The following is a 23,670-nucleotide window of genomic DNA, read 5'->3' as shown; positions in this document are numbered from 1 at the left end:
CCCGGCGGGTGCCGACGTTCCCGTCCACCGGGCGCTGACGTTCCCGTCCACCGGGTGAGGGGGCTGAGGCTCGCCGGGCGGGGTGACGCGGGCCGCCGGGTGGTGGCGTCGCGGCCCCCGGACGATGGCGTCGAGGCTCGCCGGGTGGTCGTGTCGGGGCCCGGGGCGGGGCGGCCGGGGCGCGTGCGGCGATGGCGCGAGCGCTGCTGTACCGCCCACCGCCCGCCTGCTTTGCTGGACGTATGACGGATCTTGCGGCGGAGCCGGCGAGGGACCTGGCGGCGGAACTGCGGGGGGCCGTCCGGGGCGAGGTGGCCTTCGACGTCACGTCCCGGGCGCTGACGACCATGGACGCGTCCAACTACCGGCGGGTCCCGCTCGGGGTGGTGGCCCCCCGGGACGCCGACGACGTCGCGGCGGTCCTCGGCGTGTGCCGGGCGCGCGGCGTGCCGGTGGTGGCGCGCGGCGGGGGTACGTCGATCGCGGGGCAGGCGACCGGTACGGGCGTCGTGCTGGACTTCACCCGGCACATGAACCGGGTGCTGGAGATCGACCCCGGCGCCCGTACCGCCGTCGTACAGCCCGGCCTGGTCCTGGACCGGCTCCAGGAGGCCGCCGCCCCGCACGGGCTGCGGTTCGGTCCCGACCCGTCCACCCACGGCCGGTGCACGCTCGGCGGGATGATCGGCAACAACTCCTGCGGTGCGCACTCGGTGGCCTGGGGCACCACGGCGGACAACGTCCGGGAACTGGACGTCGTCACCGCGCGCGGTGAGCGGCTGCGGCCGGGACCGGACTGGGCGGGCGCCCCCGAGGGGCTGCGCGACCTGGTCGCGGGCGAACTGGCGCTGCTGCGCACCGGCTTCCCCGAACTGCCCCGCCGTATCTCCGGGTACGCGCTGGACGCCCTGCTCCCCGAGCGCGGCGCCGACGTCGCCCGCTTCCTCTGCGGCTCCGAGGGGACGCTGGGCCTGCTCACCCAGGCCGTCGTACGCCTCGTCGAGGACCCGCCCGCGCGTGCCCTGGCCGTGCTCGGCTACCCCGACGAGAGCGCCGCCGCCGACGCCGCCGCCGGTCTGCTGCCGTACCGTCCGCTCACCGTCGAGGGCATGGCGGCCGACCTGGTGCCCGTGGCGGCCGGGCTGCCCCGCGGCGGGGCCTGGCTGTTCGTGGAGACCGGCGGGGAGTCGGCGGCCGAGGCACGCGCGCGTGCGGAGGCGATCGTCCGCGCCGCCGATGTCGTCGACTCGCTCGTGGTGACCGAACCGGGCGGGCAGCGGGCGCTGTGGCGGGTGCGGGAGGACGCGAGCGGTACGGCCACCCGGACCCGGGACGGCTCGGAAGCGTGGCCGGGCTGGGAGGACTGCGCGGTGCCGCCCGCCCGGCTCGGCGCGTACCTGCGGGACTTCCGCGCGCTGCTGGCCGCCCACGGCCTGCACGGCACGCCGTACGGGCATTTCGGCGACGGCTGCATCCACGTCCGCATCGACTTCGACCTGCTCACCGAGCCCGGCATCGGCCGCTTCCGGCGTTTCTCCGAGGAGATCGCCGAGCTGGTGGTGGCGCACGGCGGCTCGCTGTCCGGGGAGCACGGCGACGGACAGGCACGGGCCGAACTGCTGCCGAAGATGTACGGGGCGCGGCTGGTCGGCCTGTTCGAGCGGGCCAAGGACGTGTGGGACCCGGACGGCCTGCTCAACCCCGGCATGCTGGTCCGCCCGGCCCCGCTCGACACGAACCTCCGCTTCGCCGTCCTGCCCCGCGAACCCGTCCCCGTCGCCTTCGGCTACCCGGACGACGGCGGCGACTTCTCGGCGGCGGTCCGCCGCTGCGTCGGCGTCGCCAAATGCCGTACGACGACGGCGGCCGGCGCCTCCGTCATGTGCCCCTCCTTCCGGGCGACCGGCGAGGAGGCGCACTCCACGCGCGGCCGGGCCCGGCTGCTGCACGAGATGCTGGCCGGGGAAGCCGGGGGAGTGGTGACGGACGGCTGGCGGTCCACCGAGGTCCGGGACGCGCTGGATCTGTGCCTGTCCTGCAAGGGCTGCCGCTCCGACTGCCCGGTCGAGGTCGACATGGCCACGTACAAGGCGGAGTTCCTGCACCACCACTACGCGGGCCGGCGGCGCCCGGCGGCCCACTACGCGCTGGGCCTGCTGCCGGTGTGGCTGCGCTGGGCCGCCAGGACCCGCACGGCGTCCGTGGTCAACGCGCTCGCCGCCGTACGGCCGCTCGCGCGGGTCGCGAAACGGGCGGCCGGGATCGCGCCCGAGCGGGACGTGCCGAGGCTGGCGGGCCGGACGTTCAGCGGCTGGTGGCGGCGGCGCAGGCCGTCTCCCGCCGGCGGCGGCGACCTCGTCGTGCTGTGGCCCGACACCTTCACCGAGCACTTCTCGCCCTCGGTGGGCCGGGCGGCCGTACGCGTGCTGGAGGCCGCCGGGCTGCGCGTGGCCCTCCCGCCGACCCTGCACCTGGCGGCGCCCCCGGTGGGCGGCGGCAGGTCGGCCACCCTGAACCCGCTCGCCGTCCTCCGTGGCCGGGGCAAGGTCTGCTGCGGGCTGACCTACGTCTCCACCGGCCAGCTCGACCGCGCCCGCGCGGTGCTGCGCCGCACCCTCGACCTGATGGAACCGGTGCTGCGGGCCTCGGTGCCCGTCGTCGTCCTGGAGCCGAGCTGCGCCGCCGCGCTCCGCTCCGACCTGCCCGAGCTGCTCCACGACGACCCGCGCGCGGCCCGCCTCGCCGCGGCGGTCGTCACCTTCGCCGAGGTACTTGAGCGGTACGCGCCCGACTGGACCCCGCCCGCCGTGGACCGGCCCGTGGCCGGACAGACCCACTGCCACCAGCACGCGGTCCTCGGTGACGCGGCCGACCGGCGACTGCGCGAGGCCGCGGGCCTGACCGGTGACCTGAGCGGCGGCTGCTGCGGTCTCGCGGGCAACTTCGGCTTCGAGAAGGGCCACTACCAGGTGTCGGTGGCCTGCGCGGAGGACCAGCTCCTGCCCGCCGTACGGGAGGCCGCCGAGGGGACGGTGGTCCTGGCCGACGGTTTCTCCTGCCGTACGCAGCTGGAGCAGGTGGCGGGGGTGCGGGGGCGGCACCTGGCGGAGGCGCTGGCGCAGGCACTGGGACCGGACGGAGACGGGGATGCGGGGGGCGGGGATGCGGGTGGCGGGGATGCGGACGGGGGCGCGCACGGGGATGGTCGGGCGTGGTGAGGGCGCGGCCGGACGAGCAGGACAGGCCGTATGAGCAGGATGAGCCGGGTGAGCGGGGCGAGCGCATGCCGTACGACCGGATCGCCGTGCTCTCGGACATCCACGGGGTGCTTCCCGCACTGGAGGCCGTCCTCGCCGAGCCCGACGTGGCCGCCGCCGACCGCATCGTGCTCACCGGCGACATCGCGGCCGGACCGCAACCGGTCGAGGTGATCGACCTGCTGCGGTCGCTGGGCGACCGGGTCCTGTGGGTGGCGGGCAACGCGGACCGCGAACTGGTGGAGTACCGCCGGGGCGTACGCGACGCCGTTCCCGACCCCATCGCCCCGTTCGCGGCGCGGGCCCTGCGCACCGATCAGATCGACTTCCTGGCCGCCCTGCCCAGGTCCCGCACCCTGTACGTCACCGGCCTCGGCCCGGTCCTGTTCTGCCACGCCACGCCCCGCGACGACGAGGAGGTCGTCCTCGTCGACTCCCGCCCGGAGCGCTGGACGGAGGTGTTCACCGGACTCGACCCCGGCGTCCGCACGGTCGTCTGCGGCCACACCCACATGCCCTACGTCCGCCTGGCCCACGGCCGTCTGGTGGTCAACCCCGGCAGTGTCGGCATGCCGTACGGCCGACCCGGCGCCCACTGGTGCCTCCTCGGCCCCGGCACCGACCTCCGCGTCACGCCGTACGACGTCCCGGCCGCCGTCGCCCGCCTCGTCGCGGAGTGCGCCTACCCGGACATCGCCGACTGGGCCGACTACTTCCTGTACGCGCGGGCCACGGACGTCGAAGTGCTGGAGCTGTTCGGCCCGCGGGACGGGCGGCAGGACGAGTGACGGGACCGGCCACCGGACGAGCGGCGGGGCGAGAGGCGGGACTAACGGCGGGACGAGCGGCGGGACGAGCGGCGTGAAGGGGCGGCGCTGAGGTCGCCGACGGTTCCCTGGCGTCCAGGACAGTGGCGTACGAGGTTCACACTCCTGTCGAGGTCTATTACCCTGGACCTGGTAGTACATTGTGATGAACAGCACCTTCGCGCCCTCCGACCGAGCACCTGGACCGCCCGTGACCGCCTCCGACTCCGCCTCTCAGACCTCCGCCGTCTCCACGCAGGGCACCTCGGGGGGACGGCTCGGCTCGCTGGGGCCGGTCGGCCTCGTGCTGGCGGGCGGGATCTCGGTCCAGTTCGGCGGAGCGCTCGCCGTGACCCTGATGCCCCGGACCGGTGCCCTCGGCGTGGTTTCGCTACGGCTGGCCGTGGCGGCCGTCGTCCTGCTCGTGGTGTGCCGGCCACGGCTGCGCGGCCACTCGCGCACCGACTGGGGCACGGTGCTCGTCTTCGGCCTCACGATGGCCACGATGAACGGCCTCTTCTACCAGGCGGTGGCCCGTATCCCGCTGGGCCCCGCGGTCACCCTCGAAGTACTCGGACCGCTCGCGCTGTCGGTGCTGGCCTCCCGCCGGGCGATCAACGCCGTCTGGGCGGGCCTGGCCCTCGCCGGTGTCTTCCTGCTCGGCGGCGGGGGCTTCGGCGACCTCGACGTGGCGGGCGTCGGCTTCGCGCTCGGCGCGGGGGCGTGCTGGGCGACGTACATCATCTTCAGCGCCCGAACCGGCCGCCGCTTCCCGCAGGCCGACGGGCTGGCACTCGCCATCACGGTGGCGGCGCTGCTGATCCTGCCGCTGGGGATCGCCGAGTCGGGCGGAAAACTGCTGAACCCGACCACCCTGGCGCTGGGTTCGGCGGTGGCGGTGCTCTCCTCCGTACTGCCCTACACCCTCGAACTGCTCGCCCTGCGCCGCCTGCCCGCCCCCACCTTCGCCATCCTCATGAGCCTGGAACCGGCCCTCGCCGCCACCGCGGGCTTCCTGATCCTCGGCCAGGCCCTGTCGGTCACCGAGATCCTGGCCATCGTCCTGGTCATCGCGGCCAGCATGGGCGCGGTACGCACCCAGGTGGGCCGGGGAAAGCCGAACCCGAACCCGAGCCCGAAGGCGGAAGCAGGGCCGGAGCCGGGGTCGGCGGCGGCGCCGGAGCCGAGGCGGGAACTGGCCGCGGGGACGGAACCGCCGGCGATCTGACCGGCCGGGCCGCCCCGCGCGTCACTCGGCGGCGTGCGCGAGGAATTCCCCCCAGGCCCCGGCGGAGAAGAGCACGTGCGGGCCACCGGGGTGCTTGGAGTCGCGGACGGCTATGTGGGGGGTGAGGTCGGCGACCTCGACGCACTCACCGCCGGTGTCGCCGCTGTAGGACGACTTCCGCCACGTGGCGGTGCCGAGGGGGGCGCATTCGACGCAATCGCCCCCCGTGTCGCCGCTGTAGGACGACTTACGCCAGGTCGCGCCCGTCAGGTTCCGGTTCGTCTCCATAACGCTCCTCCATCACGCGGGCGATCAGCGCCGCCGAGTCCTCCAACGGGAGGGCGGCAGCCTGCAAATGATCGTAACGGACCGAACCCTCCTTGAAAGCTGCCGGATTAGCCGTCATATGGCCCTGGACAAAGTCTTCGGTGTAGACGATGTCGGGGTCCTTCTCGAAGCGCAAAAGGTTGAACGACCCCATCAACCCCGTATGCGCCCCCGCATCGAAGGGCAGCACCTGGATATCCAGCCAGGTGCGCTTGCGCAGTTCCAGCAGGTGCGCGAGCTGCTCCCGCATGACCTTCCGGCCGCCGACCTCCTGTTGCAGCACTGCCTCGCTCAGCACCACCCATGCCACTGGTGGTTGCTCGCGGTCCAGGATGCGCTGGCGATCCAGTCGGGCAGCCACCTTGCCGTCAAGATTGCCGTCGTCCCGGGCACCGAACACCGCTCGGGCGTACGCCTCCGTCTGAAGAAGCCCGTACACCAACTGGGCCTGATAAGTAGAGATGTACGCCGCCTTCGCCTCCATCTCCGCATAAGGCTGGAACCAACTCGGCAACTGGCTCCGCAGCACCAGCCCCACCAGCCGGGAGAACAATCCGTCCGTCCCCAGTGCCGCGTCCACCCGTTCGGAGAACTCCCGCTGCGGCACCTTCAGCGCCGTCTCGACCTGGCCGATCAGTGATCCCGTGCAGAACACGATCGAGCCCAGCTGCGCCAGCGTCAGGCCGGCCGCCTCCCGTGCCCGGCGCAGCTCGTAGCCGTAGTAGTCCAACGGCGATGCACTGGGGTCCAGTTCTCGGCTTCGCACACCAACCACCTCTCTCACCGAGAGTAGCGGGACGGATGCCCACAGGCACGGTTCCTGTGGAAAACTATTCATGCAAGCGTGCTTGATTGTTTCTGGGGTCGCTGCCATGCTCCTCCCCATGGCCGACCCCACCCCCGTCTTCGACGACCTGCGCGCCGAGAGTGCCGAACTGGACCGGCTCGTGGCGGAGTTGGAGCCGGACGGCTGGGCGCTCGCGACGCCCGCGCCCGGCTGGACCGTCGCGCACCAGATCGCCCACCTCGCCTGGACCGACCGTTCGGCGCTGCTCGCGGTCACCGACGCGGACGCGTTCCGGTCGGTGGCCGAGAAGGCGCTCGCCGCGGCGGAGACCTTTGTCGACGAGGCAGCGCGGGAAGGGGCCCGGCTGGCCCCCGGGGAACTGCTGTCGGGGTGGCGCCAGGTGCGGGCCGCGCTCGACCGGGCGCTGCGGGCCGCGCCCGCCGGTGCGCGCTTCCCCTGGTTCGGGCCGCCCATGTCGGCGGCCGGGGTGGCCACCGGCCGGATCATGGAGACCTGGGCGCACGGCCAGGACGTGGCCGACGCCCTGGGAGTGGTCCGTACCCCCACGGACCGGCTGAAGCACGTGGTCCGCATCGGTGTGCGGGCCCGCGGCTTCGCGTTCGGCGCGCACGGACTGCCCGCGCCCGCCGAGGAGTTCCGGGTGGAGGTCGTCGGACCGTCCGGCGAGGTGTGGGCGTACGGCCCGGAGGACGCCGCCCAGCGCGTCACCGGCCCCGCCGTCGACTTCTGTCTGCTGGTGACCCAGCGGGCCCACCGGGCGGACCTCGCGGTGCGCGCCGAGGGGCCGGACGCCGATCGCTGGCTGGACATCGCGCAGGCGTTCGCGGGCCCGCCGGGGGCCGGGCGGGAGCCCGGGAGCGGTCGGGGGGAGGGCCGGAAGGGCGGCCAGGGGAACGGCCCGGGAGACGAGCCGGGGGACGGTGGCCGGGGAGCCCGGTCGTGACCGGGCGCGTGCTGCGCATAGGCAACGCCTCCGGCTTCTACGGCGACCGGTTCGACGCCCTGCGGGAGATGCTCACCGGCGGCGACCTGGACGTCCTGACCGGGGACTATCTCGCCGAACTGACGATGCTGATCCTGGGCCGGGACCGGCTGAAGGATCCGGGAGCCGGGTACGCCCGCACCTTTCTGCGCCAGGTGGAGGACTGCCTCGGGCTCGCGCACGAGCGGTCCGTGAAGATCGTGACCAATGCCGGGGGGCTCAACCCCGCCGGTCTCGCCGAGGCCGTACGGAAGCTGGCGGACCGGCTCGGCATACCGGTGCGGGTCGCCCACGTGGAGGGCGACGACCTCACCGGGGCCCGGATCGCCGGTTTCGTCCGGCCGGCGGGCACCCTCGCCGCCCATGCCTACCTGGGCGGCTTCGGCATCGCGGCGTGCCTGCGGGCCGGTGCCGACGTCGTGGTCACCGGGCGGGTGACCGACGCGGCGCTGGTCACCGGTCCGGCCGCCGCGCACTTCGGCTGGACGCCGGGGCAGTACGACCGGCTGGCCGGTGCCGTCGTCGCCGGGCACGTGCTGGAGTGCGGGACGCAGGCCACCGGCGGGAACTACGCCTTCTTCGCCGAGGCCGAGGGTGACCTGCGGCGTCCCGGCTTCCCGCTCGCCGAGATCCACGAGGACGGCACGGCCGTCGTCACCAAGCACCCCGGCACCGGCGGGTTCGTGAACGTCGGCACGGTCACGGCACAGCTGCTGTACGAGACGGCCGGCGCCCGGTACGCGGGCCCCGACGTCACCGCCCGGCTCGACACGGTCCGGCTCGGCCTGGACGGCCCCGACCGGGTGCGGATCGAGGGCGTGCGCGGGGAGGCCCCGCCGCCCACCCTGAAGGTCGGCCTCAACCGGCTCGGCGGCTTCCGCAACGAGGTCTCCTTCGTCCTCACCGGGCTGGACATCGAGGCCAAGGCGGCGCTGGTGCGCGAGCAACTGGCCGACGCGCTCGCCGGGTCGGAACCCGCCGAGGTGCGCTGGGACCTGGTGCGCACCGACCGGCCGGACGCGGACACGGAGGAGACCGCGAGCGCCGTGCTGCGGCTCGTCGTCAAGGACCGCGACCAGGACGTCGTCGGGCGGGCGCTGACCGGTGCCGCCGTCGAGCTGGCGCTGGCCAGTTACCCCGGTTTCCATGTGCCGGCACCTCCGGGCAAGGGCGCCCCCTACGGGGTCTTCGAGGCCGCGTACGTGCCCCAGGGCGCCGTCGAGCAGGTGGCGGTCCTGGACGACGGGCGGCGGATCCCGGTGCCGGGGGCCGCGGACACCCGGGTACTCACCGCCGTACCGGAACCGGAGCTGCCGGCCCCGCTGCCCGCCGGGCCGGTCCGCCGGGCGCCGCTGGGGCTGGTCGCCGGGGCCCGCAGCGGCGACAAGGGCGGGGACGCCAACGTGGGCGTGTGGGTCCGCACGGACGACGCCTGGCGGTGGCTCGTGCACGAGCTGACGGTCGACAGGTTCCGGGAGCTGCTGCCTGAGAGCCGGCCGCTGACCGTCGTCCGGCACGTCCTGCCCCAGCTGCGCGCCCTCAACTTCGCCGTCGAGGGCATCCTCGGCGCGGGCGTCGCCGCCCAGCACCGTTTCGACCCGCAGGCCAAGGCGCTCGGCGAATGGCTGCGGTCCCGACACCTGGACATCCCGGAGGCCCTGCTGTGACGGTCCTTTCCTCCGCGGTCGACCCGACCGCCGCCGACCACCGGGCCAACCGCGCGACCATGCTCGCCAAGCTCGCCGAGCTGGCCGCGGAACACGCGAAGGCCCTGGCGGGCGGCGGCCCGAAGTACGTCGAACGGCACCGCGGGCGCGGCAAGCTGCTCGCCCGCGAGCGCGTCGAACTGCTCCTCGACCCCGACACCCCGTTCCTGGAGCTGTCCCCGCTGGCCGCCTGGGGCAGCGACTACGCCGTCGGTGCCTCCCTGGTCACCGGGATCGGCGTGGTCGAGGGCGTCGAATGCCTGATCACCGCCAACGACCCGACCGTGCGCGGCGGCGCCAGCAACCCCTGGAGCCTGAAGAAGGCGCTGCGCGCCAACGACATCGCGCTGGCCAACCGGCTGCCCTGCATCAGCCTGGTGGAGTCGGGCGGCGCCGACCTGCCCGCGCAGAAGGAGATCTTCATCCCCGGGGGCGCCATCTTCCGCGACCTCACCCGGCTGTCGGCGGCCGGGATCCCGACGGTCGCGGTCGTCTTCGGCAACTCGACGGCCGGCGGCGCCTACATCCCCGGCATGTCCGACCACGTGATCATGGTCAAGGAGCGGGCGAAGGTGTTCCTCGGCGGGCCGCCGCTGGTGAAGATGGCCACCGGGGAGGAGAGCGACGACGAGTCCCTGGGCGGCGCCGAGATGCACGCGCGCGTGTCGGGCCTCGCCGACCACTTCGCGGTGGACGAGCGGGACGCGCTGCGGCAGGCGCGGCGCGTGGTGGCCCGGCTCAACCACCGCAAGGCGTACGAGGATCCGGGCCCGGCCGAGCCGCCCAAGTACGACCCGGAGGAGCTGCTCGGCATCGTCCCGGGCGACCTGAGGACCCCCTTCGACCCGCGCGAGGTGATCGCCCGGATCGTCGACGGCTCCGACTTCGACGAGTTCAAACCGCTGTACGGGACGAGCCTGGCGACCGGCTGGGCCGAACTGCACGGCTACCCGGTGGGCATCCTCGCCAACGCGCAGGGCGTGCTGTTCAGCCAGGAGTCGCAGAAGGCCGCCCAGTTCATCCAGCTCGCCAACCAGCGCGACATCCCCCTGCTGTTCCTGCACAACACCACCGGCTACATGGTCGGCAGGGAGTACGAGCAGGGCGGCATCATCAAGCACGGCGCGATGATGATCAACGCGGTCGGCAACAGCCGCGTACCGCACCTGTCGGTCCTCATGGGCGCCTCCTACGGAGCCGGGCACTACGGCATGTGCGGACGCGCCTACGACCCGCGGTTCCTGTTCGCCTGGCCCAGCGCCAAGTCGGCCGTCATGGGCCCGCAGCAGCTCGCCGGGGTGCTGTCGATCGTGGCCCGGCAGTCGGCCGCCGCGAAGGGACAGCCGTACGACGAGGACGCCGACGCCGGGCTGCGCGCCATGGTGGAGCAGCAGATCGAGTCCGAGTCGCTGCCGATGTTCCTGTCGGGGCGGCTGTACGACGACGGCGTCATCGACCCGCGCGACACCCGCACCGTCCTCGGCCTGTGCCTGTCCGCCCTCCACACCGCGCCCTACGAGGGCGCGCGGGGCGGCTTCGGCGTCTTCCGGATGTGAGGGACCAGTAATGATCACTTCTGTCCTCGTGGCCAACCGGGGCGAGATCGCCTGCCGGATCTTCCGCACCTGCCGCGACCTGGGCATCAGGACCATCGCCGTGCACTCGGACGCCGACGAGAACGCGCTGCACGCGCGCGTGGCCGACACCGCCGTACGGCTGCCGGGCGCGACGCCCGCCGAGACCTATCTGCGGGCCGACCTGATCGTGCGGGCCGCCGTGGCGGCCGGTGCGAACGCCGTGCACCCCGGTTACGGCTTCCTGTCCGAGAACTCCGGCTTCGCGCGCGCCGTCCTGGCCGCGGGCCTGGTCTGGATCGGGCCGCCGCCGGAGGCGATCGAGGCGATGGCGTCCAAGACCCGCGCCAAGCGGCTGATGGGGCTCGCGCCGCTCGACGAGGTCACCGAGGCCGACCTGCCGGTCCTGGTCAAGGCGGCGGCGGGCGGCGGCGGACGCGGCATGCGGATCGTCCGCGCCCTGGACCGGCTCGACGACGCGCTGGCGGGCGCGCGGGCCGAGGCGGAGAGCGCCTTCGGGGACGGCGAGGTGTTCGTCGAGCCCTACGTCGAGCACGGCCGCCACGTCGAGGTGCAGGTCCTCGCCGACACGCACGGCACGGTGTGGACGCTCGGCACCCGCGACTGCTCCCTTCAGCGCCGTCACCAGAAGGTCGTCGAGGAGGCCCCCGCGCCCGGCCTGGACGCCGCGCTCACCGACGAGCTGTACGCGCTGGCCGAACGCGCCGCCCGCTCCGTGTCGTACGTGGGCGCGGGCACCGTGGAGTTCCTGGTCGCCGACGGCAGGGCCCACTTCCTGGAGATGAACACCCGCCTCCAGGTCGAACACCCCGTCACCGAGGCCGTGTTCGGCATCGACCTGGTGGCCGAGCAGCTCCGCGTCGCCGAGGGCCACGCCCTGGCGGGCGCGCCGCCACGCGCGCGTGGCCATGCGGTCGAGGCCCGTCTGTACGCCGAGGACCCGGCCCGCGACTGGGCCCCGCAGACCGGCACCCTGCACCGCCTCGCCGTACCCGACGGCGTCCGCCTGGACACCGGCTACACCGACGGCGACGGGATCGGCGTCCACTACGACCCGATGCTCGCGAAGATCGTCGCCCATGCGCCCACCCGCGCGGAGGCCGTCCGCAAACTGTCCGGCGCGCTGGAGCGGGCGGCCGTGCACGGCCCGGTCACCAACCGCGACCTGCTCGTACGGTCCCTGCGGCACCCGGAGTTCGCCGCGGCCCGGATGGACACCGGCTTCTACGACCGCCACCTCACCGCGCTGACCGAGCCCGCCCCCGACCCGTACGTCCCGCTGGCCGCCGCGCTCGCCGACGCGCACGGCCGCTCCCGGTTCGGCGGCTTCCGCAACGTCCCCTCCCAGCCGCAGACCAAGCGCTACCTGATGGCGGGCGAGGAGCACGAGGTCCACTACCGGCACACCCGCGAAGGGCTCGCGGCCGACGGCGTCCGGGTCGTGCACGCCGACGCGCGGCTGGTCGTACTCGAAGCCGACGGCGTACGGCGGCGCTTCGAGATCGCCCGCTACGGCGACCGGGTCCACGTGGGCGCCACCGCCCTCACCGCGCTGCCCCGCTTTCCGGACCCGACCGCCCAGCTCGCCCCCGGCTCCCTGCTGGCCCCGATGCCGGGCACGGTCGTACGCGTCGCCGAGGACCTGACCGAGGGCGCACCCGTCCGGGCCGGGCAGCCCCTGATCTGGCTGGAGGCGATGAAGATGCAGCACCAGATCTCCGCACCCGTCACCGGCACCCTCACCGCGCTGCACGTCAAACCGGGACAGCAGGTGGAGCCGGGCACGGTGCTGGCGGTGGTCGAACCCGGCTAGCGCGAGCGGGGAACAGGGGAACGGCGCGAGTGGGCCGGAGAGCCGGGGCACCGCGCGAGCAGCCACACACGAGCCGTACGCGGAGGAACGCATGACCACCCTCATCGAGTCCGACGAGCACAAGGCCCTACGAGCCGCGGCAGCCGCCCTCGGGCAGCGCTACGGCCGCGACTACTTCACCCGCACCGTCGCCGAGGGCCGCCATCCCGCGGAACTGTGGGCCGAAGCGGGCAAGCTCGGCTACCTCGGCGTCAACCTCCCCGAGGAGTACGGCGGCGGGGGTGGTGGCATCACCGAACTCTCCATAGTCCTTGAGGAGCTGGGCGCCGCAGGCTGCCCACTGCTGATGCTGGTCGTCTCGCCCGCGATCTGCGGCACGGTCATCGCCCGCTTCGGCACCGAGGAGCAGAAACGCGCCTGGCTGCCCGGCCTGGCCGACGGCACCCGCACCATGGCCTTCGGCATCACCGAGCCCGACGCCGGCTCCAACTCGCACCGCATCACCACCACCGCCCGCCGCGACCCCGGCACCGGCGACTGGCTGCTGACCGGCCGCAAGGTGTTCATCTCCGGTGTGGACATCGCCGACGCGGTGCTGATCGTCGGCCGCACCGAGGACGCCCGCACCGGGCGGCTGAAGCCCTGCCTGTTCATCGTCCCGCGCGACACGGAGGGCTTCACGCGGCGGCCCATCGACATGGAGATCAACGCCGCCGAGAAGCAGTTCGAACTCACCCTGGACGACGTACGGCTGCCCGCCGACGCGCTCGTCGGTGAAGAGGACGCGGGCCTGCTCCAACTCTTCGCCGGACTCAACCCGGAACGCATCATGACGGCCGCGTTCGCGATCGGCATGGGCCGTTACGCGCTGGCGAAGGCGGTCGAGTACGCCCGGGACCGCACCGTCTGGCAGACCCCCATCGGCGCCCACCAGGCTGTCGCACACCCCCTCGCGCAGGCCCACATCGACCTCGAACTGGCCCGGCTGATGATGCAGAAGGCCGCCCACCTCTACGACGCCGGGGACGACGCCGGCGCCGGCGAGGCCGCCAACATGGCCAAGTACGCCGCCGGGGAAGCCTGCGTGAAGGCCGTCGACCAGGCCGTGCACACCCTCGGCGGCAACGGCCTCACCCGCGAGTTCGGGCTCGCCTCGCTGATAACGGCCGCACGCGTGGCCCGTATCGCCCCGGTGAGCCGGGAGATGATCCTCAACTACGTCTCCCACCAGACCCTCGGTCTGCCCAAGTCGTACTAGAGCCCATCCGCGGGGATCTGTCAGCAGGACCCCGGGCCGCCTTGGATGAACCGTGTTCCGCAGCGAGTACGCCGACGTCCCGGCCGTCGAACTCCCCCTCCACGAGGCCGTCCTGAACCGGGCCGCCGAGTTCGGCGACCGGGCCGCGCTGATCGACGGCGTGGACGGCACCCCCTCACGTACGCACAGCTGGACCGGTTCCACCGGCGCGTCGCCGCCGAGTTCGCCGACGCCGGGCTGCGCAAGGGCGACGTGCTCGCCCCGCACAGCCCGAACACCGTCGCGTTCCCGACACGCCCAATCGGGCGAGATGGGCCAAGGCTCGGCCGGTGCCGCAACCGATCTCCAGTGGGATGCGGGGCCCCCGCCCTCGGGGGAGCTGTGAGGGCGGGGCGACTGTAGTGGGGTCAGTGGCTGTCGGGGCAACGATCGCGGCGTCGGTGGCCTTGCGGTGCTTGGCAAGTGCGCGGGTCGTGCCGATCATGGCGAGGCGGTTCTCGTCGGCGAGGCGCTGTTCTTCCTGCACGTGCTCGCGCACCAGGGCGGCCTCGGCCGGGGACCGTCGGTCGAGGCGTGCGAGCCGGACGTCGACGACGGCCCGCCGGTCGCTGCGGTCGCCGTCGCGTCCCTGCGTGGGGCGGTGGCAGGGGCGGCGGGACAGGGCGCGACTGCTGGGCGGGGGCGAACAGGTCGCCCCCGTGGACCCGGACGGCGGGCGGCGGCTGCTTGCGCCGGCACTTGGGCCCCTATCCGTCGGGCGAGGGTGCGGTCAGTGGGCGGCGGCACGCGCGGCACGTCCGGGCCGGTGTCACGCTTGGGTTCCCTGCCCACCCGCGGGTGGGCAGGGAGTTGGCAGGCCGGCGGGTATGGGCCCGGGGGTCGTCTTGGCGGCGAACCGTTCGGCTGGAGTGCTGCGAGCCATCAGGTACGTACCTCCCAGGATGCGTGGCGGCCACTCGGTCTGCTGCTCGCAAGGTGGGAGATCGACTGAACCAAACGCCTGTCTCAAGCGTTCTAGAGCACGAACAGGTACTCCAGAAATCACCGCGTCAAAGCGGAAGCCCGTCCACCCGATACCGATGAAAAGAGATGAAATGCCGGAACAGGCTCCGAACGCCAGGCCACGTGATTATTCGGCTGCTGCGATGGCCGGGGTGACCTCTTTCATCACTGGCGGTGCTGCCATACTTGCGCGGGGCACTCTTCCCGGTGCGATTCCGTTGGCCGCGGCGTCAGGTGTCGCAGGCGTTACTTCTGGTATTCTCGCCGCTCGCGCAGCCCGATCGCAGATGGAGACACACCCTGCGGCCGATATTGAGCGCGGGCCCCGTCTGTCTGACGCTTCCAGCTTCAACCTGCCGCGGGCCCTGCCTCTCGCGCACATGGCTCCCGCCGCTCGCCCGAGCACACGTGGACGGTAGTTCTGCATTTCTGTTCAGGCGTCTCTCGCTGAAATTTCCCGGCGTGGGTCGCGTTGGGTGGGAATTTCCCGGCAGCCGTCCTGACGGCCCGTCGAACGGAAGCATCGGTGAGTGGGTATCCACCTCCGATGCTTCGCCTCCCGCCGTACCGGTCTCGCTGCGTTCGAGGGGGGGGCGAACGTCCACCCCTCCGTGCGTAGTTCGGCGGCGATGCGGGCAGTGACGGCTGCCGGGTGCTCGACCTGGTCGCGCTGGGCATTCTCGACGGCGGCCCGGACGACGGCGAGGACGGCTGGGATCATCGCTGCGGCCCGTGCTCGGGCCGGACGACGGTCCGCGGGATCGGGCACATGCTGCGGTGCGGAGGACACCCGCACCGTGCCCCCGCTCGCCCGACGCCTCTACAACCCGTCGGCCATCATCGCCGTTCTTGGCACCTTTGCCGCACTGCTCGGGTGCGCACCTACGAGTTCCATCCCGTGGGGGAGCCCGACCCCTGGGCCGACCAGTGGAGCACGAACCATGCAGGCGCGCTTGATTGTTTCCGCGCCTGCTGCCACTCTCTGAAAACCCACACCTCAGGTCAGGGGAGAGGGGGCCCGATGCTCGGCGTCCACGACCAGGACGACAACGAGGTCCCGCACGCCTTCGTGGTCCACCAGCCCACCACCGCCGGACCGACCGAAGGAGAGGTCATGAGGTACGTCGCCGCACGCGTCGCCCCCGGCAAACGGATACGGCGGGTCACCTTCGTCGCGGAAGTGCCCCGGTCCGCCGCCGGGAAGATCCTCCGCCGCGCACTGCGCGAACCGGGGGAGCGGTCGTGACACTGATCGGACGTACGCGCGCGCGTGGCGTGGAAACCCTCAGCCTGGACTCGGTCGACACCCGCAACGCCCTGTCCGCCGCACTCGTCGGCGACCTCGCGGACGCGCTGGCCGAGTGCGGCGCGGACGACGGCGTACGGGCCGTCGTCCTCACCCACACCGGCGGCACCTTCTGCGCCGGCGCCGACCTGCGCGAACCCCCGCACCCGGACGCCGTCGTCGCACTGCTCAGACAGATCGTCGAACTGGAGCGGCCCGTGGTCGCCCGGGTCACCGGGCACGTCCGCGCGGGCGGCCTCGGCCTGCTCGCCGCCTGCGACATCGCGGCCGCCGGCACCGGGGCCACGTTCGCCTTCACCGAGGTACGGATCGGCGTGGCACCCGCCGTCATCTCCCTGCCGCTCGTCCCGCGCGCCGACCCGCGCGCCCTCGCCCGCTACTACCTCACCGGCGAACGGTTCGACGCCGCCGAAGCGGCCCGCATCGGCCTGCTGACCCTCGCCGGTGACGACGTCGACGCGGCGCTCGCCCCCGTCCTCGACGGCCTGCGCCGGTCCTCGCCGCAGGGCCTGGCCGAGACGAAACGCCTGCTCACGGCTAAGGTGCTGGAGACATTCGACCGGGAAGCAGCCGACCTGACCGCGCTCTCGGCCCGGCTGTTCGCCTCCGCCCAGGCCCGGGAGGGGATGACGGCCTTCCTCGACCGACGGGATGCCGCATGGGTGCTGTGACCGCAGAGGACCGCCTGCCCAAGCAGGACCGCAGCCGGGCCACCCGGCAGCGGCTCCTGGAGGCCGCCGTGGCCTGCCTCGCGGAGCACGGCTGGGCGGGCTCCACGGTCACCGTCGTCGCCGAGCGCGCGGGCGTCTCCCGCGGCGCGGCCCAGCACCACTTCCGCACCCGCGAGGACCTGTTCACGGCGGCCGTCGAATACGTCGCCGAACAGCGCTCCGCCGCCCTGCGCACCCTGTTCCCGGAGGGCGCCGCGGCCCGCCCCGCCGTCGTCGCCGCCCTCGTCGACCTGTACACGGGACCCCTCTTCCGCGCCGCCCTCCACCTGTGGGTGGCCGCCTGCGACGAGGAGCCGCTGCGGCCCCGGGTGACCGAACTGGAGGCCCGCGTCGGCCGGGAGACCCACCGGATAGCGGTCGAACTGCTCGGTGCCGACGAATCCCGCCCCGGCGTCCGGGAGACCGTACAGGGCCTGCTGGACATGGCCCGCGGCCTGGGCCTGGCCAACCTCCTCACCGATGACACGGCCCGCCGCCGGCGCGTGGTCGCCCAGTGGGCGGCGCTGCTGGAGGAGACCCTGGACGGTGCGGACTGAGGCTCCGGCCGGACACCGGCCGGGGCACGGCACCGGGTCAGGCGGGCAGCTTCGTGTCGACGACGAAGGCGATCTCCACGAGCTGGCCGGGGAGGGTCAGTTCGCTGATGCCGAGGACCGTGCTGGCCGGCCAGTGGTCGCCGAAGTACGCCATGTTGCCCTCCGCGATCGCCGTGGCGTGCTGCCGCAGGTCCACCAGGTACACGGTCTGCGAGACGATCTGCTTCCGGGTGACGCCGTAGTGGTCGAGGATCCGGTCCATGGCGGCGTAGGTCAGCTTGAGCTGCGCGGCGAAGTCGTCCGCGTGACGGAACTCGCCCGCCTCGTCGAACGAGAGCTGCCCGGAGGCGTGGATCAGATCGCCGGACCTGATCGCCTGGGAGTAGCCGAAGTCGGTCTCGGCCGATATGCCGAAGCGGAAGGCGTCGATGGCGGACATGGGAGTGGCCCTTCTCTCGTGCTCTCTTGTGGTTACTCAGGAACTGTAGGAAAGTGAGGGCCGACGTGGAAGAACGCACTTTTTGGTGACTGAGGAACCTCATGGTGACAAAGCAGCAGCTCACGTCTCTGCCCGAGGACGCGGACCTGAGGCGCGCGGACTCCCTGGCGCGCGAGATCTTCTCGGACGTCGCCAACAAGTGGGCGTTCCTGATCATCGAGGCGCTCGGCGAGCGCACCTTGCGCTTCAGCGAACTGCGCGACGAGGTCGAGGGCGTCAGCCACAAGATGCTCACCCAGAACCTGCGCATGCTGGAGCGCAACGGCCTGGTCGACCGCAAGGTGCACCCCACCGTGCCGCCGCGGGTCGAGTACACCCTCACCGAGCCGGGACGGGCGCTGCGCACCACGGTCGACGCCATATGCGGCTGGACCAGCCAGTACCTGGGCCACATCGAGGACGCCCGCGGCCGGTTCGACTCCTGAGGGGCGCCGGTTCGGGAGCGGGCGCGCGGGCCGACCGCGGAGGGGCTGGGGCGCCCCCGCGGGTACGCGTTCGGCGGGCGATACCCTGGACACATGATCTTGATGCTCGTCAGGCGCCGTCACGTGGACCACGCCCTCGTCACGAGCACGGGCTGTCGGCGCTCCGCCTGACCTGGCCCCGCCGCCCGCACGTTCCTCCACTCGCGCTTCCCCCCGAGGCATCCGCGGCCCCGCCGCCCGTCCGCGACGGCTGCCCGGGCCGGCCCACCACCCCGCGGACCCAGCCCCATGACGCATCCCGAGCGGCGCACCACGACGACCTCGTGGCACGACCAGCTGCCGATCATCGACCTCTCGGCGGCCGACCGCGGCCGCCAGGCCCGTACCCTGCTGCACGCGCAACTGCACAGCGCCGCCCACGACATCGGCTTCTTCCAGCTCGTCGGACACGGCGTGCCACGGGCCGAGCGGGCCGCGCTGCTCACCGCCGTACGCACCTTCTTCGCGCTCCCCGAGGCCGACCGGCTCGCCCTCGACAGCGCCGGCTCGCCCCACTTCCGCGGCTACTCCCGGACCGGCGACGAGCACACCCCCGGCGCCCGCGGCCGACGCGACCAGCTGGACCTGGGCGCCGAACGCCCCGCCCGCGCCCCCGGTCCGGGCGAGCCCGCGTACCGGTGGCTCGAAGGCCCCAACCAGTGGCCCGCCGCCCTCCCCGAACTGCGGACCGCCGCCCTCGCCTGGCTCGACCGGCTCAGCGGGGTGGCCCGGCGGCTGCTGCACGAACTGCTCACCGCCGTAGGCGCCCCCGCCGACTTCTACGACCCCCTCTTCGGCGACCATGCCCACCCGCGCCTCAGCCTCGTACGCCACACCGGCGCCACGGGTTCCGGCGGCACCGGCGGGGACGGCACCGGCCACGGCGGCACCGCCGGCGCGTCCAAGGACCGCGGCTTTCTGACCCTGCAACTCCACGCGCACGGGACGGACGGCCGCCGTCACGCCGCACCACCGCCGGACGACGCCTTCCTGGTCAACCTCGGTGAACGCCTTGAGGCGGCGACCGGCGGCTACCTGCTCGCCGCCGACCACCGGGCCGCCGCCCCGCCCGGCGCCGCCGAGCGGTACTCCGTCCCGTTCTTCGCCAACCCGCGGCTCGACGCCCGTGTGCCGCCGCTCCCCTTCCCGTACGCGCCGTACGCGGCCGAGGCCCCCGGCAGCACCGGGGACCCGGCCGCACCGCCGTCCGCCGAGTACGGCCACCACGAGCTGAAGGGCGAGCTGCGCGCCCACCCCCTGGTGGCGCGACGGCACCACCGGGACCTGCTCCTCCCGGCCTGACCGGCCACCCCCCACCGGGCCGGGCCCCGCCCCCAGCACGAGAAGGCCGGGCCCCGCCTTCCGTACGGGGTCGCCGGGCCCCGCCCTCAGTGCGAGATGTCCGCGTACCCCTCGATGTCCCGCACGCTGCGCGACCCCGGACCCACATAGCGGGCGGACGGGCGCACCAGCCGTCCCGTCCGCTTCTGCTCCAGGACGTGCGCCGACCAGCCCGCGGTCCGCGCGCAGGTGAACATCGACGTGAACATGGACGCGGGAACCTCGGCGAAGTCCAGCATGATCGCCGCCCAGAACTCGACGTTCGTGGCGAGGACCCGGTCCGGACGCCGGTTGTGCAACTCCTCCAGGGCCGCCTTCTCCAGCGCCTCCGCGATCTCGTAGCGCGGCGCGCCCAGCTCGCGGGCCGTGCGCCGCAGCACGCGCGCGCGGGGGTCCTCGGCCCGGTACACCCGGTGCCCGAAGCCCATCAGCCGCTCACCCCGGTCCAGGGCCTGCTTGACGTACGCCTCCGCGTCCCCGGTGCGCTCGATCTCCTCGATCATCCCGAGGACCCGGGAGGGCGCGCCGCCGTGCAGCGGACCCGACATGGCGCCCACCGCGCCGGACAGCGCGGCGGCCACGTCCGCACCGGTGGAGGCGATGACCCGGGCGGTGAAGGTGGAGGCGTTCATGCCGTGTTCGGCGGCCGAGGTCCAGTACGCGTCGACGGCCGCGACGTGCTTCGGGTCCGGCTCGCCCCGCCAGCGGATCATGAACCGTTCGACGATCGTGGACGCCTTGTCGATCTCCTGCTGCGGCACCATCGGCAGCCCCTGCCCGCGCGCCGACTGGGCGACGTAGGACAGCGCCATCACCGCCGCCCGGGCCAGGTCGTCGCGGGCCTGCTCCTCGTCGATGTCGAGCAGCGGTTTCAGCCCCCACACCGGGGCCAGCATGGCGAGCGCCGACTGCACGTCGACCCGGACGTCACCGGAGTGCACCGGGATCGGGAACGGCTCGGCGGGCGGCAGACCGGGGTTGAAGGCGCCGTCGACGAGCAGCCCCCACACGTTCCCGAAGGAGACGTGCCCGACCAACTCCTCGATGTCGACACCCCGGTACCGCAGGGCACCGCCTTCCTTGTCCGGTTCGGCGATCTCCGTCTCGAACGCGACGACTCCTTCGAGCCCGGGTACGAAATCGGACATGGGGCGGCTCCTCGTGGTGTGTGCGGGCGCATGGCGGACGCGGGTACTACCACGGTTCCACGGTCGCTCTCAGGACTCGCGGTCCGGGCGGTCACCCCGGTGATGCCCCGATCGGCCTACGCTCACCCAACCGGCGGGGCATCAGCACCATAGCGCCGGGTGCCACCGCGGGGGAGGCTGTACGGCACTGCGTGCCACGGTCCGTGCCGTGACTCCACGCCCCGCACGTCCGTACACGCATACGGCAAGATGACCGCGTGACCGACCGCGACCCCATCCTCGACCCCGCCGCCATGCGCAAGCACTACCGCGTGGAGGGCATCGACGAGACCGACCTGGCCGCACACCCGATGGAGCAGTTCGCCCGCTGGTTCGAGCACGCCGCGCTGGCCGCCGCGCACGGGACGGTCTACGAACCCAACGCGATGGTCGTCTCCACGGCGGACGCCGAGGGCCGCCCCAGCTCCCGCACGGTCCTGCTGAAGCAGTACGACGACCGGGGCTTCGTCTTCTACACCAACTACGACTCCCGCAAGGGCCGCGAACTGGCCGGGAACCCCCAGGTGTCCCTGCTCTTCCCCTGGCACCCCCTGGCCCGCCAGGTCATCGTGACGGGCACCGCCCACCGCACCGGCCGCGACGAGACCGCCGGCTACTTCCGCACCCGCCCGCACGGCTCCCAGCTCGGCGCCTGGGCCAGCGCCCAGTCCACGGTGATCCCCTCCCGGGCCGCCCTGGAGGAGTCCTACGCCGACCTCGCGGCTCGCTATCCGGAGGGCGAGCAGGTACCGGTGCCGCCGCACTGGGGCGGCTTCCGCGTCACCCCGCGCACGGTCGAGTTCTGGCAGGGCCGGGAGAACCGCCTGCACGACCGGCTGCGCTACGTCGCCGCGGAGGACGGCGGCTGGCGCCTGGAACGACTCAGCCCCTGACCGCGGCGGGAACGCCCGCACACGCAGACGACCCGCGGGCTCGGGTCCTTCGCCGTACGACGAAGAAGCCGGCCGGACGTACCGGCGAGCCCGCGGGTCGGGTGACTGCTTGGGATTGGGCCGGCTGCACGCGGCTTTCACGTGCTGGTCCGGCACCGCACTGGGTGTGGTGGCGAGCCGCTAGCCCGCAGTCACCTCACGCGTCCGGTTTTCATACATCTGCCGAACCACCTCCCTTCTCGTGTGCTCCACACACTAGGAAGCGGTCGGCCACCGATCAAGCTCTTTTTTCACGGCGCCGCGTCACCCCCGGTTCCGTGCGCCTGGCGGGGGCGGCCGTTCGTGTCGGTGGCCGCGCGTACAACGATTCCCGCAAGATTGTGGGAACCAAGTGTGTGCTGCGTCACGTTCGAGTTGAATGGAGGAGAGAGAGCGAACTTTCGCGCCGTATCCGCGGACGCAGCCTGCAGGGGGTCCAGGTGAGTGCTTCCCGGCGTAGTGGGACCACCGACGAGCTGGGGCCGGACGAGCCCGAGCGGGCCGGTGGCGCGGGCACGTGCGGCCCGGAGGACGCGGGCGGCTCCGATCTCCTCGCCGCGCTGCTGGACGGGATGGACGCGGCCCTGTGCGCCTTCGACGCGGACGGTGTCGTCACCCACTGGAACCGGGAGGCGGAGCGGATCCTCGGCTGGACCGCCGCGGAGGCCGTGGGGCGGCACGGGTTCGCGGGCTGGGCGGTGCGCAGCGCCGACGCCGAGGAGGTCGAGGGCCGGCTGCTGTCCGCGATGCACGCCCCCGGGCGGCAGGTGCACGAGTTCGCGCTGGTCACGAAGGACGGCGGGCGGGTCCTGGTGCGGACCCAGTCCGCGGCGGTGCGCGGTCCGGACGGCAAGCCCGCCGGGGTGTACTGCGCCTTCAGCGAGGTGCACGCGCAGATGGACCTGGAACGGTCCATCGCCCTGAGCGAGGCGCTGTTCGAGGACGCGGCGTGGGGCGTCGTGCTCATCGACGCCGACCTGCGGCCCGCGGTGGTGAACGCGTACGCGGCGCGCGCCCTGGGCACAGGCCGCACGTCCGTGCTCGGCCGGCCCCTCGGTGAGCTGCTCACCCAGGGCGTGGAGGACCTGGAGGGCGCGCTCACCCACGTGCTGGCCGAAGGCGCGCCGCCCGCACCGGCCGAGATGTGGGTGGCCGTGCGGACCCCGGAGGGCGAGAAGCGGCGGTGCTGGCGCAGCGGCTTCCTGCGGCTCGCCTCCCCGCTCGCCGAGGAGCCGGTGCCGCTCGGCGTCGGCTGGCTGTTCCAGGACGTGACGGAGGCCAAACAGGGTGAGCAGGAGGCGTCGCTGCTGCGCTTCCGCACCAACCAGCTGCACCGGGCGGCCCGCGCCGCGGCCGAGTGCGAGGGCCCGGCGGAGGCGGCCACCGTCCACCTCGACTTCGCGCTCGCCGGGTTCGCCGACCACGCGCTGATCGACCGGGTGGCGGGCCCGCCGCCGGCCGACGGCGGTGTGCGGCCGGCGGTGCGGCTGGTGCGGATCGCCGCGACCCCGGCCGGGGCGCCGGGACCGAGCCTGCTCACGGGCGCGGCCGGACTGCCCCTGCGGTACGAGATCGGCCATCCCGCGGTGCAGTGCGTCGAGCGGTCCGGGACGGTGCGGGCCGACGCCGGCGGCATGTCCGCCGAGCGGGCCCGGGAATGGGCGCTGGAGCGGCAGTGGCCCGGGGACAGCGTGCACGCGCTGTGCGCGGTGCTGCGCAGCCGGGGGCGCACGCTGGGCGTCGTCACGTTCCTGCGCGGGGCCGCGCGCAGCGCCTTCGAGCGCTTCGACGCGACGTACGCGGAAGACGTGGCGGCCCGCATCGCGGCGGCCCTGGACCTGGCGGCGGCGACGGCGCAGGACCGCTGAGCGGGCCGGCGCCGCGCCGGAAGG

Annotated in this window: 19 protein-coding genes and 1 pseudogene; 16 read left to right on the top strand and 4 right to left on the bottom strand. The window is 73.5% G+C overall.

Annotated features, from left to right (window positions below; genetic code table 11):
* Positions 1 to 242 precede the first annotated feature (242 nt).
* From ACFY2B_RS12260 to ACFY2B_RS12250, 3 genes are all read left to right on the top strand, one after another.
* The gene (locus ACFY2B_RS12260) at positions 243 to 3,218 is read left to right on the top strand and encodes an FAD-binding and (Fe-S)-binding domain-containing protein (RefSeq protein ID WP_390763067.1); all 2,976 of its coding nucleotides are present in this window, start codon (positions 243 to 245) and stop codon (positions 3,216 to 3,218) included.
* Positions 3,219 to 3,283: 65 nt separating this feature from the next.
* Positions 3,284 to 4,045 (top strand): metallophosphoesterase family protein, encoded by a 762-nt coding sequence (locus ACFY2B_RS12255; protein ID WP_390763280.1) that lies wholly within the window; start codon positions 3,284 to 3,286, stop codon positions 4,043 to 4,045.
* Between the two features lie 184 nt (positions 4,046 to 4,229).
* Positions 4,230 to 5,291 carry a DMT family transporter gene (locus tag ACFY2B_RS12250; protein ID WP_390763066.1) on the top strand — a complete coding sequence of 354 codons (1,062 nt, stop codon included), beginning with the start codon at positions 4,230 to 4,232 and terminating at the stop codon, positions 5,289 to 5,291.
* Between the two features lie 21 nt (positions 5,292 to 5,312).
* On the opposite strand, the gene ACFY2B_RS12245 is transcribed toward ACFY2B_RS12250, so the two are convergent.
* Both ACFY2B_RS12245 and ACFY2B_RS12240 read right to left on the bottom strand, forming a co-directional pair.
* Positions 5,313 to 5,579: a DUF397 domain-containing protein gene (locus ACFY2B_RS12245; protein ID WP_390763065.1), complete on the bottom strand. Its 267-nt coding sequence runs from the start codon at positions 5,577 to 5,579 to the stop codon at positions 5,313 to 5,315.
* Positions 5,539 to 6,384: a helix-turn-helix domain-containing protein gene (locus tag ACFY2B_RS12240; RefSeq protein ID WP_390763064.1), complete on the bottom strand. Its 846-nt coding sequence runs from the start codon at positions 6,382 to 6,384 to the stop codon at positions 5,539 to 5,541. The genes ACFY2B_RS12245 and ACFY2B_RS12240 overlap by 41 nt, the downstream gene beginning before the upstream one ends.
* Before the next feature lie 118 nt (positions 6,385 to 6,502).
* Between ACFY2B_RS12240 and ACFY2B_RS12235 the strand changes: the two genes are divergently transcribed.
* The 9 genes and pseudogenes from ACFY2B_RS12235 to ACFY2B_RS12195 all read left to right on the top strand — a co-directional run bounded on the left by ACFY2B_RS12235 (position 6,503) and on the right by ACFY2B_RS12195 (position 17,355).
* Positions 6,503 to 7,369 (top strand): TIGR03084 family metal-binding protein, encoded by an 867-nt coding sequence (locus ACFY2B_RS12235; protein WP_390763063.1) that lies wholly within the window; start codon positions 6,503 to 6,505, stop codon positions 7,367 to 7,369.
* Positions 7,366 to 9,075 (top strand): acyclic terpene utilization AtuA family protein, encoded by a 1,710-nt coding sequence (locus ACFY2B_RS12230; protein ID WP_390763062.1) that lies wholly within the window; start codon positions 7,366 to 7,368, stop codon positions 9,073 to 9,075. Before ACFY2B_RS12235 ends, ACFY2B_RS12230 begins: the two co-directional genes overlap by 4 nt.
* Positions 9,030 to 10,670, top strand: a complete 1,641-nt coding sequence (locus ACFY2B_RS12225) for an acyl-CoA carboxylase subunit beta (RefSeq protein ID WP_390763061.1) — start codon at positions 9,030 to 9,032, stop codon at positions 10,668 to 10,670. The genes ACFY2B_RS12230 and ACFY2B_RS12225 overlap by 46 nt, the downstream gene beginning before the upstream one ends.
* 10 nt (positions 10,671 to 10,680) lie before the next feature.
* Complete coding sequence (locus tag ACFY2B_RS12220) at positions 10,681 to 12,522, top strand: acetyl/propionyl/methylcrotonyl-CoA carboxylase subunit alpha (RefSeq protein ID WP_390763060.1); 1,842 nt, start codon at positions 10,681 to 10,683, stop codon at positions 12,520 to 12,522.
* A gap of 91 nt (positions 12,523 to 12,613) precedes the next feature.
* On the top strand, positions 12,614 to 13,780 hold the full coding sequence (locus ACFY2B_RS12215; protein WP_390763059.1) for an acyl-CoA dehydrogenase family protein: 1,167 nt from the start codon (positions 12,614 to 12,616) through the stop codon (positions 13,778 to 13,780).
* Positions 13,781 to 13,832: 52 nt separating this feature from the next.
* Positions 13,833 to 14,074, top strand: a pseudogene (locus ACFY2B_RS12210) (AMP-binding protein); the annotation flags it as partial.
* A 1,729-nt stretch (positions 14,075 to 15,803) separates the two neighbouring features.
* Positions 15,804 to 16,028: a hypothetical protein gene (locus ACFY2B_RS12205; protein WP_390763058.1), complete on the top strand. Its 225-nt coding sequence runs from the start codon at positions 15,804 to 15,806 to the stop codon at positions 16,026 to 16,028.
* Positions 16,025 to 16,759, top strand: coding sequence for an enoyl-CoA hydratase family protein (locus ACFY2B_RS12200; protein ID WP_390763057.1), 735 nt, complete (start codon positions 16,025 to 16,027; stop codon positions 16,757 to 16,759). Before ACFY2B_RS12205 ends, ACFY2B_RS12200 begins: the two co-directional genes overlap by 4 nt.
* Positions 16,747 to 17,355: a TetR/AcrR family transcriptional regulator gene (locus tag ACFY2B_RS12195; RefSeq protein WP_390763056.1), complete on the top strand. Its 609-nt coding sequence runs from the start codon at positions 16,747 to 16,749 to the stop codon at positions 17,353 to 17,355. The genes ACFY2B_RS12200 and ACFY2B_RS12195 overlap by 13 nt, the downstream gene beginning before the upstream one ends.
* A gap of 37 nt (positions 17,356 to 17,392) precedes the next feature.
* On the opposite strand, the gene ACFY2B_RS12190 is transcribed toward ACFY2B_RS12195, so the two are convergent.
* On the bottom strand, positions 17,393 to 17,794 hold the full coding sequence (locus tag ACFY2B_RS12190; protein WP_390763055.1) for a RidA family protein: 402 nt from the start codon (positions 17,792 to 17,794) through the stop codon (positions 17,393 to 17,395).
* Between the two features lie 101 nt (positions 17,795 to 17,895).
* Here ACFY2B_RS12190 and ACFY2B_RS12185 point away from each other — a divergent pair, with 101 nt between their 5' ends.
* Entirely contained in the window at positions 17,896 to 18,279 is a 384-nt protein-coding gene (locus ACFY2B_RS12185) for a winged helix-turn-helix transcriptional regulator (RefSeq protein ID WP_390763054.1), read from the top strand.
* Positions 18,280 to 18,567: 288 nt separating this feature from the next.
* A complete protein-coding gene (locus ACFY2B_RS12180; protein WP_390763053.1) occupies positions 18,568 to 19,620 on the top strand; it encodes an isopenicillin N synthase family dioxygenase in 1,053 nt (350 codons plus the stop codon).
* 86 nt (positions 19,621 to 19,706) lie between these two features.
* Here ACFY2B_RS12180 and ACFY2B_RS12175 read toward each other — a convergent pair whose 3' ends face one another.
* Positions 19,707 to 20,807: a citrate synthase 2 gene (locus tag ACFY2B_RS12175; protein ID WP_376534699.1), complete on the bottom strand. Its 1,101-nt coding sequence runs from the start codon at positions 20,805 to 20,807 to the stop codon at positions 19,707 to 19,709.
* 257 nt (positions 20,808 to 21,064) lie between these two features.
* Between ACFY2B_RS12175 and pdxH the strand changes: the two genes are divergently transcribed.
* Together pdxH and ACFY2B_RS12165 are read left to right on the top strand one after the other, a co-directional pair.
* Positions 21,065 to 21,739, top strand: a complete 675-nt coding sequence (gene pdxH / locus ACFY2B_RS12170) for a pyridoxamine 5'-phosphate oxidase (RefSeq protein WP_390763052.1) — start codon at positions 21,065 to 21,067, stop codon at positions 21,737 to 21,739.
* A 479-nt stretch (positions 21,740 to 22,218) separates the two neighbouring features.
* Positions 22,219 to 23,646: a PAS domain-containing protein gene (locus tag ACFY2B_RS12165; protein WP_390763051.1), complete on the top strand. Its 1,428-nt coding sequence runs from the start codon at positions 22,219 to 22,221 to the stop codon at positions 23,644 to 23,646.
* Positions 23,647 to 23,670: the final 24 nt, after the last annotated feature.

Source organism: Streptomyces sp. NPDC001270 (genome assembly GCF_042896695.1).
GTDB lineage: Bacteria > Actinomycetota > Actinomycetes > Streptomycetales > Streptomycetaceae > Streptomyces.
Note: the sequence above shows the minus strand (reverse complement) of the source record. Positions and strands in the feature narration are given on the sequence as shown.

Excerpts from the sequence above, each read along its gene's own strand:
- ACFY2B_RS12260 (WP_390763067.1), top strand. The coding sequence starts at position 243 with ATGACGGATCTTGCGGCGGAGCCGGCGAGGGACCTGGCGGCGGAACTG.
- ACFY2B_RS12255 (WP_390763280.1), top strand. The coding sequence starts at position 3,284 with ATGCCGTACGACCGGATCGCCGTGCTCTCGGACATCCACGGGGTGCTT.
- ACFY2B_RS12250 (WP_390763066.1), top strand. The coding sequence starts at position 4,230 with ATGAACAGCACCTTCGCGCCCTCCGACCGAGCACCTGGACCGCCCGTG.
- ACFY2B_RS12245 (WP_390763065.1), bottom strand. The coding sequence starts at position 5,579 with ATGGAGACGAACCGGAACCTGACGGGCGCGACCTGGCGTAAGTCGTCC.
- ACFY2B_RS12235 (WP_390763063.1), top strand. The coding sequence starts at position 6,503 with ATGGCCGACCCCACCCCCGTCTTCGACGACCTGCGCGCCGAGAGTGCC.
- ACFY2B_RS12225 (WP_390763061.1), top strand. The coding sequence starts at position 9,030 with ATGGCTGCGGTCCCGACACCTGGACATCCCGGAGGCCCTGCTGTGACG.
- ACFY2B_RS12220 (WP_390763060.1), top strand. The coding sequence starts at position 10,681 with ATGATCACTTCTGTCCTCGTGGCCAACCGGGGCGAGATCGCCTGCCGG.
- ACFY2B_RS12215 (WP_390763059.1), top strand. The coding sequence starts at position 12,614 with ATGACCACCCTCATCGAGTCCGACGAGCACAAGGCCCTACGAGCCGCG.
- ACFY2B_RS12205 (WP_390763058.1), top strand. The coding sequence starts at position 15,804 with ATGCTCGGCGTCCACGACCAGGACGACAACGAGGTCCCGCACGCCTTC.
- ACFY2B_RS12195 (WP_390763056.1), top strand. The coding sequence starts at position 16,747 with ATGGGTGCTGTGACCGCAGAGGACCGCCTGCCCAAGCAGGACCGCAGC.
- ACFY2B_RS12190 (WP_390763055.1), bottom strand. The coding sequence starts at position 17,794 with ATGTCCGCCATCGACGCCTTCCGCTTCGGCATATCGGCCGAGACCGAC.
- ACFY2B_RS12185 (WP_390763054.1), top strand. The coding sequence starts at position 17,896 with ATGGTGACAAAGCAGCAGCTCACGTCTCTGCCCGAGGACGCGGACCTG.
- ACFY2B_RS12180 (WP_390763053.1), top strand. The coding sequence starts at position 18,568 with ATGACGCATCCCGAGCGGCGCACCACGACGACCTCGTGGCACGACCAG.
- ACFY2B_RS12175 (WP_376534699.1), bottom strand. The coding sequence starts at position 20,807 with ATGTCCGATTTCGTACCCGGGCTCGAAGGAGTCGTCGCGTTCGAGACG.